General features: G+C 50.3%; 8 protein-coding genes. 6 read left to right on the top strand and 2 right to left on the bottom strand.

Annotation, left to right across the window (positions count from 1 at the left end):
- The first annotated feature begins 459 nt into the window (after positions 1 to 459).
- The 5 genes from AC6I7T_RS05270 to AC6I7T_RS05290 all read left to right on the top strand — a co-directional run bounded on the left by AC6I7T_RS05270 (position 460) and on the right by AC6I7T_RS05290 (position 7949).
- Positions 460 to 966 (top strand): jacalin-like lectin, encoded by a 507-nt coding sequence (locus tag AC6I7T_RS05270; protein ID WP_497792276.1) that lies wholly within the window; start codon positions 460 to 462, stop codon positions 964 to 966.
- A 287-nt stretch (positions 967 to 1253) separates the two neighbouring features.
- Positions 1254 to 2510, top strand: coding sequence for a hypothetical protein (locus tag AC6I7T_RS05275; protein WP_497792277.1), 1257 nt, complete (start codon positions 1254 to 1256; stop codon positions 2508 to 2510).
- Positions 2511 to 2806: 296 nt separating this feature from the next.
- Positions 2807 to 4840, top strand: coding sequence for a glycosyl hydrolase family 18 protein (locus AC6I7T_RS05280; protein ID WP_497792278.1), 2034 nt, complete (start codon positions 2807 to 2809; stop codon positions 4838 to 4840).
- A gap of 141 nt (positions 4841 to 4981) precedes the next feature.
- Positions 4982 to 5725, top strand: a complete 744-nt coding sequence (locus AC6I7T_RS05285) for an energy transducer TonB (RefSeq protein WP_497792280.1) — start codon at positions 4982 to 4984, stop codon at positions 5723 to 5725.
- Positions 5726 to 6242: 517 nt separating this feature from the next.
- Positions 6243 to 7949, top strand: a complete 1707-nt coding sequence (locus AC6I7T_RS05290) for a beta strand repeat-containing protein (RefSeq protein ID WP_497792281.1) — start codon at positions 6243 to 6245, stop codon at positions 7947 to 7949.
- Between the two features lie 73 nt (positions 7950 to 8022).
- Here AC6I7T_RS05290 and AC6I7T_RS05295 read toward each other — a convergent pair whose 3' ends face one another.
- Both AC6I7T_RS05295 and AC6I7T_RS05300 read right to left on the bottom strand, forming a co-directional pair.
- Entirely contained in the window at positions 8023 to 8616 is a 594-nt protein-coding gene (locus AC6I7T_RS05295; RefSeq protein WP_497792282.1) for a ComF family protein, read from the bottom strand.
- A 374-nt stretch (positions 8617 to 8990) separates the two neighbouring features.
- Positions 8991 to 11378, bottom strand: coding sequence for a serine hydrolase (locus AC6I7T_RS05300; RefSeq protein ID WP_497792283.1), 2388 nt, complete (start codon positions 11376 to 11378; stop codon positions 8991 to 8993).
- Between the two features lie 439 nt (positions 11379 to 11817).
- Here AC6I7T_RS05300 and AC6I7T_RS05305 point away from each other — a divergent pair, with 439 nt between their 5' ends.
- Complete coding sequence (locus AC6I7T_RS05305; RefSeq protein ID WP_497792284.1) at positions 11818 to 12540, top strand: HAD family hydrolase; 723 nt, start codon at positions 11818 to 11820, stop codon at positions 12538 to 12540.
- Positions 12541 to 12684 lie beyond the last annotated feature (144 nt).

Here is a 12684-nt window from a genome sequence, read left to right on the forward strand (position 1 = left end):
ATTTTGAGTTTTCAGCGGTCGATCACCTTTCCATCAAAGCCCATGTATTCATTGATATCGTGCTTTCGCCTTCAGTCATAATCGGGAACCAAGAAACGTAAGAGATATTCAATCAATTGATATAGCTTAGCCAGTCCTGATCGGCAATGAATCACTTATGCTCACGAATGCTATACAGGTGTAAGTTACCAAAGATAACGATAACAAAATCGACGACAAAGCAGAGCACCTTAGGATAGAGCCCGAGATCCGAAATGCTGGAATCGATAGAGTGTGAAGAGAATAGACATACAGCGGGGGTCCGCAGACCGAGAATGTAAATCATGGATATTGAAGCGATGCCACAAACCTTATAAATACTGCTTGACACCGTATCATGCATATGACATCGTTCATAAGCTTTCTGGTGTGCTGATTTCGTGGCGATGTTATTTCCGCCCTCTTTGAGGAGGATGGCCGATGTCTAAACAGCAGACACCCTTATTTGGCGGTACAGGCGGTACCCCATTCGACGATACACTGCTTGCACCAGCAAGGATCGTTCGAATGCTCACTCTCACGATCCGGAGCGGAACCTATATTGATTCCGTCCAGGCGACCTATAGGCTGGAAAACGGCGAAATCTGGACCGCGCCGATCCATGGCGGTGGTGGTGGTTCGCCAATCACCATCAGCCTTACAGATGAAGATCAACTCAGCACATTACTCTTGAGAACAGGTGATGTCGTTGACCAAATTACAATGATAACCAGCCGGGGAGGCCATCCGAATCACGTGTATGGTCCCTTCGGAGGGAACGGCGGCTCTCCACATTACATCCTAGGTAACAGCGTGGCTCTATATGGCCGCTGTGGTAGTTACCTAGATGCCCTCGGCGTTTACGGAGATCATCTCTCTTGGGGAGCGGCTACTCCACCTCATAGAGAGGAGAAGCACGGCGAAGTAACAACACTTCGCGCGGCATAAATTTTATAGAACCTGAACGGAATACGCCGGGGGAACTCCACACGGTTTGCCATATCCATCTTGGCAGATCGTGTGGAGTCATTCTCTGTTGGCGAAACCAAAGCTTTTTCTTAAATTAAGCAAATGAGGTAATAAAGCGTGAACTCGGTCTCCCAAGCTTCGGCCAGAAGCTTGGAAGATAGGAACCAGATCTTCCTCTTCCCCTCCCCCCACCATGCCCGTGCTCCAGTGGACCTAGGTTCAAACCGAGGTTGCTCTAATTTTGCAGATAAGCAGGAGCCCTCCACATGAAGCTAACTTTCGCCTTTCGCGGGAATATCGCCTCCATCGTTCAATCCCAGAACGACTACCAGACGAATCTTGTTTACGTTAGTACCTATGTTCATAACATTCTGAGCTCAAGGCCGATACTCCCGGATCGTATTCCAGCAGCCTGGACGGAATTCCTGATTACCTACAAAATCGCGTCTGCCGATGTACTCCGGTGGGTAAACAGTGTTCTCGTCAAGTTGCTCAACATCCCTTCGGAAATCCAAAACTATGCCCTTCTTATCGACACATCACTGAGGAAAGCAGAATCTCACGCTGCCGATTTAGCAGTAGCGCCTACCAATCAAGCAACAAGCTATCTCCTGCATCGCGAGCTTAATAATCTGCTTCAAAGGATCAATCTCATGGTCACATTCCTCAACGGAGGGCTTGAGTCTGTCCAACGCTTTAGCGAGGTATTTCCCCGCCTGGCGCAGCGCCTTCAGACAGCAGCCTCCGAATCACAGAGAGAAGCAAACTGTGACCGACAGCAGCTGGCCAACTTTATAAAACAGGTCAACCAGACACAAACAGATATTGACCATCTCACGGCAGCAATCATTGACATCGGAATTGCCAACGCCTCCCCACTCATTATGGCAAGCGTCGCGATCGCAGACTCCCCCTCGCAACACGAAAGCTGGTTGAACTTTGGTCCGGTTCTGGCATTCGCAACTACTTACATCGGGCTGGATGCCGAAAATATCCAGAAGGACAAAAATGCTATTGAAGAGACTCAAAACGCAATGGACCCAATCACCCTAGAAGTCGCGATGATGAACACTCTTTCTGACATCTTCACAAATCTGACCGTTCAATGTGCACAATTGGAGCAAAATCTGGAGCAACTTCTAATAAGCTGGCAGACACTCGAAAGTGAAATCACCTTTGTTATTCAGGACATTCAATCTGTAATAACTGATACCTCAAAAAGTAGTCGCAATCTCCATTCTCTGGAAAAGGATTTTGAGGAGGCCATTGAGGAATGGACGAACGTCGTCAACCAATCAGGTTTATTTTCTCTGACCATCCAGGTCAGTGATGCAAAGCTGCACAGCTCTATGTCGCAGGAAAAGATTATAGAGATGATGACTCACGGAAAGATCTTCGACATCATTACCTACCTCAATAAAATTGGCGACTTGGCCGAGGTAGCAGAAGCTCGGTGTTCTATGGCGCAATGGCAGAAAACTCCTAAGTCAGAATTCTCCCTTGATCCTCAAAGTCGGGGTTAGCTCATCTAGGCCAAGCTTCAATATCCCCTTCCCATCTGCTCTAGGTCAGATTCCTTACTCCTGCCCGACCATTGCGTGAAAGAATCTATGCGCGAAGGATTTGGAGCAAATACCCTTGTCGTATACCAGCCAAGGTAGACGGACTGTTGACTTCTCGGAGGGAGATCCACGCCGGATTCTGTGGCTTGGGAGTACAACTATGGGAGACATGCTCTACGCAGCTCAGGAAAGTGAATCTGAATATGCCCGTTAAACTCCTATGTCTGTTCTCTTTGCTTCTTTTCACATCAGACCTAATGAACGCTCAAGGCACTGTCCCAATATTTAAGAAGGCAATTGGCCAGACCTCATACACCCTGCTGGGAGAAGATCCCGCCAGTGGACGAGCCACCAGCATTCCGACATTGCTTGTGCCGATCAAGCTTTCCTTTCAGTCCAAGATGGTTAATGGAAAGCCGTTTGTTCTGGATGCAATCCCAGATACCCCCTCAGTTCTGCACTCCCCTATCTTTTCGAAGGTCGCCTTCCCATCAGGAGGAACTACACAGTATGCAGACGCCCTGCTTCGTGCGAACTTTCCTAAGGCGACGGGATGGCACACGCTGCTGGCAAAGCCGGAGATCAGATCCATCAGCATCAATATCCCTTCAGGTTATGGCTACATTCTGAGTTCGAAGAAAACAGGCAGGTCATTCGCGGTCGCAGACATTGAATATTTACAGAAAGAACTCTTCAAACAGATCCCTAAACAAGAAGGCAAACTGATCGTTGCTTTCACACATAGCACCACCTATTACGCAGCAGGAGATGCAACAATCTGCTGTTCCTGGGGCACTTATGGAGTTGACTCCAGTACCGGAAACTCTTTTGTACTGAGTTCCTACCTTGGAGTTACCCCCTCTGTTGTCGAGGACCAGGATGTGCAGCCCCTCACGCAACAACTGGCAGAGTTCGCATTGGACCCTCTGCACGATACCTTTATCCATGGCCGCAACGTAACAACACCGGGGAATACGGTGCCCGCATGGCTACGTCCTGGGGAGGGTCATTGCGGAGGCTCTGGGATAGGCTCCAGCTACTTCTTGCTTCAACCTACCAATACAAACCCCAAAAACAACATCCCCTCTTCAAAGGCATATATTGCCCGTACCTCAGGTACCGTCTACCACCTCCAGAACGCAGCACTACTTCCATGGTACGTAGGAGTCTCCGGAGATCTGGGGAGCCAGTACAGCTTCCCGGATGAAAAAGTACTGACAGGACCCGCCGAGCCATGTCCAACCTTTAATGGGACCCAACCGACCCCTTCGACACCGGCAGTTGCAGCTGTCTCCACCAGTGACACGAACAACGGACACAAGCTGATTGGCTACTGGGTAGGTTATGGAGCGGCGGGTACAAGTTCCCGTCTACGCGAGGTATCTCCGCAATGGGACATCATCATTGTTGCTTTCGCGACACCGGACAAAAATGCTCCTGAAGGAACAATGCAATTCCATACGCCGAAAGGACTCGATACAGACCAATTCAAAGCCGATATCGCCTACCTGAAAAGTCGCGGTAAAAAGGTCATGATTTCTCTCGGAGGAGGAGGCCAGCATTTCACGCTTGCAGATCCCCAGCGTGTTCCAAACTTCGTTTCATCCGTTGCCAGCATCATTAGCGACTATGGCTTTGACGGAATCGATGTCGATTTCGAAAGCCCTTCATTAGTCATCGCCCCCGGCGATAATGATTTCAGGCACCCCACGACGCCCTCGATTGTGAACCTTGTCTCCGCACTTCGTCAGCTTCACGAACGATTCGGTCCACAGTTCATGATCAGCCTGGTTCCGGAGGGAACGCAGATTCCTTCGGGCTATCCAAGCTATGGAGGACAATTCGGATCCTATCTCGCTATTACTTATGCGATACGGGATATCCTCTCCTTTATCGATGTCCAGGACTACAATACACCGCCACTACAAGGACTCGATGGGGAAATCTACCAACCGGGAACGGTAGATTATCACGCAGCTATGACGGAACTCCTGTTACATGGCTTCAACGTTGGAGGTGATCCAACGTATTTCTTTCCACCTCTTCCGGAAAATAAGGTCGCTGTTGGCTTCCTCACCGGAGATACCAAACCATCGATTGTGAATCAGGCAATGGACTACATCATTACCGGGAAAGCTCCCTCAGGCACACAATATAAGCTGCGTAAACCTGGTGGATATCCCGGAATGATTGGAGCCATGTTCTGGACCATCGATGCAGATCGTCGCGGGAATTACAAATACTCCAATACCGTTGGACCGCAACTTCACAGTTATCCTCCAAGCAAGTAATCCCCCTTTCCATTTACGAGGAGTGTCCACACTCCTCGTAAATCCCCGCCTAGGCCAAGAAATATTTTTTAGAGATTCCGGGATCAAAATTTGAATCGGCGTTGTCTATAGCTACAAATACTGGTGGTACGGAGGCAGGCAATGTTCGAGATGAGTCTGTTGGAATCAGGCGGCGTACTTAAGACCAAGAGCAGATGGTGGGCATTTGCAGCATTCTTTATCAATGCTTCCTTCTTGCTGATTATGATCCTTATCCCGGTGATACATCCTGAGGCACTGCCTAAGCAAGCGCTATCCATGCTGCTTGTCGCACCACCGCCTCCACCTTCTGCACCAGCGCCTATGGTGAAGGAAGCTGCTGCTGCAAGCACAGCCAAGACACCTACCGAGATGATAGACAGGCAGCTCATAGCTCCTCCTGTCATCCCGTCCAGAATTGACATGAGCAAGGACAGCGGCGCTCCGCGCGAAACCGGCTTCACCATTCCCGGAGGAGTACCGGGAAGCACAAATGGCGATGTGGCAGCGATGAGCTCTATCTTTAGAGACCAAGCTATGACACCTGCAGTCATCAAACAGGCTACACATCCGGATAAGCCGGTGCCGGTCTCAGCAGGAGTAGCCCAAGGCTATTTGCTCAACAAGACAGCGCCCGCATATCCGCCTATTGCCAGAGCTTCTCGCACGCAAGGAACGGTTGTGCTAGCTGCGATAATTTCAAAGAGCGGTTCAATTGAGAATTTGCACGTGGTGAGTGGTCCGGCATTGTTGCAACAGGCAGCTCTCGATGCCGTGAAGACATGGCACTATAAGCCATATCTGTTAAATGGAGACCCGGTGGAAGTAGAGACGCAGGTAAATGTGATTTTTAACCTAGGTAATTGATACGGATACGAATCTGTAGAAATCCGAATAAAGGCGCGATCCCAAGATCGCGCCTTTCCTTTTGCACCGACCATCTTGGAATCCTGGGAAATCAACACTACAAAGAATGTTGGATGGCCTATTTGTTACGAGCGAAGGGAGTTAAGGCAGGAAGCACAAGTATTTCCATAGCTGAAAATCCATGACACACCTATTCCCGGGTTACCCAGACTAGACGATAATGGCGAGCTTTGTCTTACATCTTTTCCATTAAAATTTTCTATTCGAGAGAAGACAAAGAATAGGTCTCCTTTTCTGTAACCTTTTTGCCTTTCATGTAAGTACCTTTCTTGTTCCCTACGTCTAACGCACAGGTCCCCTCAAAAGCTGCGAGGCCAACAATTCGCAGCCTCTTGAAAATTGAGCTGGCAAATGGACCGTCTGCTATCAAGACGGCCCAGATAGACTCTTGCGTCCAAAATCATCTGCTCACTGCAAAGCAAATCGCTCCAGTTGAGAGGAGGGTAAGGAAGAACTCATGCAGCAGGGATTGAACGATCAAAGGAAACAGCTTCAGCAGAGGCAAACGCACCATTCATTTTTGCCATACCACCCGGCGATGTTATTGCTGAGTGTAACGATTCTCTTCCTTTCAGGTTGCTCTGCATCCACGACCACAGGCTCCAGCGCTACGAACGGAACGGCCTCGACTACGACTTCACTCAGTGCTTCGACAACAACAGCTACTGTTGGTACAAGTATCACCCTCACAGCCACTGTCTCACCTTCTGCTGCTACCGGTACCGTCACCTTCTATGACAGTTCTACATCTCTAGGAACAGGAACGCTGAGTTCGGGTACAGCAACGCTGTCAACCAGCGCTCTTACGGCAGGGACCCACACCTTGACAGCCAGCTATGGAGGTTCCTCAACCTATGCTTCAAGCACCTCAAGCGCAGTTACGGTAACCATCAACGCCTCTACATCGACGTCCAGTTCCAGTTGTGGCCTTGGAACCGCCTATTATGCCTTAAGCAGTGGAGCCGCCACTCAAACCGGCCAAACTTATTCCGCCAGTAGTACCGACGAGAGTGCCGTCTGCGCTCAAAACTATGGCACCAGCATCACGTTGACAACCCCCACCATCACAACGAGCGGCAATACGAGCTCTACAGATAACAGCAGCTTCTATGGCTTGAACGCAGCAGTATTAGCATATGGATCCAGTTCCACGACGAACTCTGGAGGAACTGTTTCCATCACTGGGGGCACGATTTCCACGACCGGAAGCAGTGCAAACGGAGTCTTTGCCTCGGGTAAAGGGGCCACCGTCAATCTGTCGGGAGTCACAATCACCGCAACAGGAGGTAATGCCCATGGAGTAGACGCCGCCTACGATGGCACCCTGGTTGTCAATAATGTTACAGCCACCACATCCGGCGCGAGCGGTTCCGTCATTGCTACGGATCGTGGAGGGGGCACGGTGACCGTCACTGGCGGGACCTTTACCGCCAACGGTCAAAGGTCTGCAGGAGTTTACTCAACCGGTACGGTTGTTATCAAGAATGCAACACTGAAAGCGACAAATGCCGAAGCTGCTGTTGTGGAAGGAGGCAATACCTTGACCATGACGGACTGCACGATCTCCGGGGCCACCGGAACAGACGATCGCGGAGTCTTCGTCTATAACAGCGAATCGGGCGATGCCTCCTCGGGAACCGGATACTTCACTATGACCGGGGGTTCCTATACATGGCCCTCCACATCCGGGCCGGCCTTTTACGTCACAAATACCAAAGCCATAATTTCACTTACAGGAGTAACCGTATCGAATGGCTCAGGAACACTCCTGAAAGCAGAAGCAAATAGCAACTGGGGAACAAGCGGTGCCAATGGAGGGACCGTAACCTTTACAGCAAGCGGCGAAACACTCACCGGTAACATTTCAGTAGACAACATCAGCACCGCCTCAATTGCTTTGGGCGATACGTCTACGCTGACCGGCTCGATCAATTCGGCAAACACGGCCAAGTCCATAACGTTGACACTCGATTCCAGCAGTATCTGGAATGTCACCGGAGCGTCTTATTTGACGGTGTTGAACGATAGTAGCGGTATCTCAGGAACAACCATCTCCAACATCGTGGGCAATGGCTATACCGTTTACTACGTTTCCTCAGACAACACCTCTCTTGGCAGCCAGACATTCACGCTTTCCGGTGGAGGTTATTTGAAACCTCTATAGCCAGCGGTCGGTAGAGAGGTCACCATCCACACCGGATTTCTGCAGTGCTTCCAACGGCTACCCGGATACAGGCTTAACAGCTACGTGTCCGGGTAACAGTCAAGGCATACACAGACGCCACACCACCTTCGCTCCTGAGGGCATGAGCCACGGCATTCAGAGTCGCGCCGGAGCGGTACAGATCATCGAACAGAAGCACCCGTTTCCCTCGAGTCTCTTCAGCATTTGCCGAAAAGGCACTGGCCAGCACGGAAGCTCGCTCATCGTAATCCAAAACATTTCTGAGATGCCCAATGGATTTCACTTTTTTCACGGCAGTGTCACTCACTGCCATTGGGTGAAATTCTTTCAAGAATCTGGCGATCTCCTGAACAGGATGTTGCTTTCGCTTGGTACCTGTTGGTGGAACTGGAACCAGAAGATCTACTTCCAGACTCCACGAATTGAGGAATTCTGCTACTGTTTCCGCAATAAATTCCAACCCAGAATAATCCTGCTCATATTTCAAGCGAAACATGAGCTCTCCTAGTGGAGTCCTCGTTGTCTGGTATTCGGGCTGCCCATAGGAGTTATACCCAAGAAATTCAGTTCCGATTGTGTGGAAGTCGAGGGCGTAACCTTCATTCCACTCACCTTTGATCAGCTTCGGAGAAATCTCTACACACATGGGTCCACATCTCTCTTCCGGACTACGGCAAGAGCCAATCGAAACGTTTCAGGATTGTCTCTCTCCGAAATCCTTTTGACAGATACTAGGCGAAGAAAAGGAGAAAATCAATCGCCTTTCTCCACAATCTCACCCATCGGCTCGCAAGTGACAGTAATGCAAGCAAATAAGAGCTGGGTAACTTAAGTACCGGGCTATCGGAATGTGGGAAGGCGATTAAGAACAAAGAAAGGATGAAGTTACTACGTGTGGGGTAACTTGCGGCTAAAGCATGGGAAAGGCGCTAAATCTTGGGGGCAGGCGGCAAAATCAGAACAATGCTCTTTGCTCTGTCCACCAGTTGGACAGAGCAAAGAGCCGCTCCGGTTACCGCTTCAGTAGAGAAGATACGGCTTTCTGGCTGCCATAAACGTCTCCATCTGATCGAACCACAATTCACGAAGATGCTTCGGGTCGTCACCAGCCTTCAAACGATCCAGCAATTCAGGATTGGCAAGAATTCCCTGCATCTTGTCGATCTGAAACTGGGAGGGATAGAGCTTTTGAAGCACTGAGGCAACTTCCATCCCGAGTTCGGGAGCATCAAGCGCATTGCGGTCTGTTACAAACAGCTGAACCCCGTGGCACAGCTGTCCGGCATATGGATAGGGAGCGGCCGGGGTGAAACTGACGGGAACAAAACGTATCCCCGGAGTGAAGCGCCGATTCAAAGCCCAGGACAGATCACGCGCCTTTATCCATGGGGCACCAATCAACAGAAACGGAGTATCCGTTCCTCTTCCGACAGAAAGATTTGTTCCTTCGATCAGTCCAATACCGGGATAGACAACAGCTTCTTCCAGGCTACGGAGATTCGGAGAAGGATTAATCCATTCCAGTCCGGTTGAATCAAACCAGTCCCCCCGCTCCCAACCTTGCATTTTGACGACGGTCAAGGGTGCGTTGAGATGGCGTTCTCCATTAAAGTAACGAGCCAGTTCTCCCAAGGTCATGCCGTGACGAACCGGTTCAGGCATGTAGCTGGTGTAGCTTTCTTTCCCTGAGACCGAAAACGGTCCCTGAACAAAAGATCCGCCCAAGGGGTTTGGTCTGTCGAGTACGACAATCTCCACATGAGACTTTGCTCCCGCCTCCAACAAATAGCCGGTTAAAGTCTCATAGGTATAGAAGCGGACTCCGGCATCTGCCAGATCCACGATGATTGCATCCAGAGAGGACAATACCTGAGCCGAGGGCCTGCGTGCCGCATCCGTCGCACCGTAGAGGCTGGTCACGGGCAACCCACTCGGCTCATCGACCGTGTCGTGAACATCGGTCGTATCTAAAGCCGCCCGAATGCCGTGCTCTGGACTCAGAAGACGCGTCAGTTGAAAACCTGGAACTGCGGCAGCAGCATCCTTGTGCAAGATATCCACGGAACGCCGTCCATCTTGATCGAGTCCAGTTGGATTCGTCAGCAGCGCAGCACGAAGATGCCCACCGTGCTTGGTGACCAATTGACGAAGCTCAGCATAGTGATCTGACTCCAGAACATCGATGCCGGTCTTCACCTGGACATTACGGGTCATCCAACGGCGAAGCCCGGTCATAGATTCGTTATACCCGGTTACATGCGCGGCAAGGTCGTCACCCTTAAGATCCAGAGCGGCAGCGGCAGCCGTGGCCACGGCACCACGCAATGGAGTGATTGCCTTCTTCAGATGTGGATGAACAGAGTTGGTCAAAAGCACAACATACGTATCTGTGGTTGGATCCATCCACAGCGAGGTACCCGTAAAACCGGTATGACCGAAGGAGCCTACGGGAAACAGCTCGCCACGATTGCCTGAGAAGGCTGACTCAATATCCCACCCAAAACCCCGAAGCTGTGTTCCAGTCGCAGGCTGCTCAGGAATCGACATCTTTTGAGCTATTAACTGCTGCATCGGAAATGCAGAAGGTTTGCCTGCAAGTAAATAGAGAAGACCCTGGGCATATCGTGAGACATCATCAGCAGTACTAAACATTCCCGCATGGCCGGCAACACCGCCCATCCTTCTGGCCGTAGGATCATGAACCACACCGCGTAGTACGTGATTCTGCTCATCGTACTCGGTCGGAGCAATCATGGATTTCCAATCAGCAGGAGGAAGATACCGGGTATGCGACATTCCTAAAGGGATAAAGACATTCTCACGCGCATATTCGTCCAGAGTTTTGCCGGAGAGCTTCTCCACTAAAGCGCCGAGGACGATGAAATTAATGTCACTGTAGCGGAATTCGCTGCCAACAGGATTCAGAGGAACACAGGTAAAGGCACGGCGGAGTCCCTCTTCTTTACCTCGCCATTGATCCTTAAGCTCGACATCAGCCGGCAATCCAGAATAATGCGTCAAGAGGTCACGAATCGTAATGTGGTCTTTACCGGATTGACCGAACTCGGGCAGATATTTGGCAACCGGATCACTCATGCGAAACATGCCGCGTTGGTATAGCTGCATGATGGAGGTAGCTGTAGCCATCGGCTTCGTGAGTGAAGCCATATCGAAGATGGTGTCCTCCGTCATCTCTTCACGGGTAGGCTCAAGAGAGCGCATTCCGTAGGCGCGGTGATAGACGACCTTGCCGTTATGACCGATGACAACGACGGCTCCCGGAATTTCCTTATTTTCGATACTGGCCTGTATCAGGCGATCAATCGAGGAAAAATCCTGGGCGCGAACAACAACACAGAGGAAACAGAGGAATGCAAATACAGCGACAAAACGACAGCGCGATATCATAACGTTCTCCGAGAGTCAGTCAGCAAAAACTTGCCTGGAGCATTTCCCGCAAAGGTGTAGACCAAGGCACAGAGCATACGCAGCTTTCCACAAAAGAGAGCCTCTCTTCTGTATCGGCAGCAAGTCTATACCTATGCGAGAAATGCTTTAAAGTCCAACAACCTTGAAGATGCGCTTGCCTTTAGAGCATTTCAGGTTCAGTGCAGCCCCAAACGATTGACGGAGTGTCGATCTGTCAAGAAACAATCAGACAGCTCCACCTGTTGCGGGACCATACCCAACCAAATGCTCTAACAACTTGGAGACTGGGAATTGGCAACCAAGGGAAAGCATTGCATAGTTGGGGATAATTGTTGCACAGCCGCGCAATAACCGACAGTCCCACTTGGCGGCAGAGGATGAACATAGTCAGCGTCGTCGCTTTTGCTACCCTAAAGCTATGAGCTTTTCTACGAGAAATTCGCGTTTCCCCTCAGGCCAAACGTTGCTGATCGATGCCGACGACACGCTTTGGGAGAACAACATTTATTTCGAACGCGCAATTGCCACATTTATCTCTTATCTGAATCATCACGAATACACACCGGAAGAAGTCCGCGAAAAGCTATATGAGGTAGAAAGAGCCTGTGTAAAGGAACGGGGCTACGGGCTGGCAAGCTTCACGCATTCGCTGATCACCTGTTTTGAACGTTTGAGCCCGGAACCTATTACCAAAGAGAAGCACGAAAGAATTGTGAGTTTTGCTCAAGCCATTGCAGAAGAGGATATCGAGTTGCTTTCCGGAGTTGCCGAATCACTCCCCCAATTGGCCTCTCGTCATAAATTGATCCTGATGACCAAAGGCAATCACGAAGAACAGACGGATAAGCTGGCTCGTTCTGGTCTGGGAATGCACTTTGCGGCTGCAGAAGTCGTAAAAGAAAAAGATGCCGATACGTATCGCAATGTCTGCAGGAAATACGACCTCAATGCTCAATCAACATGGATGATCGGTAACAGTCCCCGTTCCGATATTAACCCTGCGCTCGCCGCCGGGCTCCATGCAGTACTCATCCATCATCCGTTTACTTGGGCTTTGGAGCATGAGTCATTAAGCACGCCGTCTGAAGGCCAACGCTTCCTGACGGTAGAAAACTTTGGTTTGCTTCCGGATTGGTTCTAACAGGCATTGTTCAGGGCCAGAACTAGAGCTAACACCCAGACCGGAATAAGTCCGTAAACGGTCGGGGCTAAACATCTCCTTCTTCCAAACCAGTACCTCTCGGCACAATACCAACGCCGGAACAGTTAGAATTGTTCAAAAGAG

Source organism: Humiphilus diazotrophicus (assembly GCF_059726315.1).

Bases quoted from the DNA above. Each gene is read 5' to 3' on its own strand.
- AC6I7T_RS05285 (WP_497792280.1), top strand. From the start codon at position 4,982: ATGTTCGAGATGAGTCTGTTGGAATCAGGCGGCGTACTTAAGACCAAG.
- AC6I7T_RS05290 (WP_497792281.1), top strand. From the start codon at position 6,243: ATGCAGCAGGGATTGAACGATCAAAGGAAACAGCTTCAGCAGAGGCAA.
- AC6I7T_RS05305 (WP_497792284.1), top strand. From the start codon at position 11,818: ATGAGCTTTTCTACGAGAAATTCGCGTTTCCCCTCAGGCCAAACGTTG.
- AC6I7T_RS05280 (WP_497792278.1), top strand. From the start codon at position 2,807: ATGAACGCTCAAGGCACTGTCCCAATATTTAAGAAGGCAATTGGCCAG.
- AC6I7T_RS05270 (WP_497792276.1), top strand. From the start codon at position 460: ATGTCTAAACAGCAGACACCCTTATTTGGCGGTACAGGCGGTACCCCA.
- AC6I7T_RS05295 (WP_497792282.1), bottom strand. From the start codon at position 8,616: ATGTGTGTAGAGATTTCTCCGAAGCTGATCAAAGGTGAGTGGAATGAA.
- AC6I7T_RS05275 (WP_497792277.1), top strand. From the start codon at position 1,254: ATGAAGCTAACTTTCGCCTTTCGCGGGAATATCGCCTCCATCGTTCAA.
- AC6I7T_RS05300 (WP_497792283.1), bottom strand. From the start codon at position 11,378: ATGATATCGCGCTGTCGTTTTGTCGCTGTATTTGCATTCCTCTGTTTC.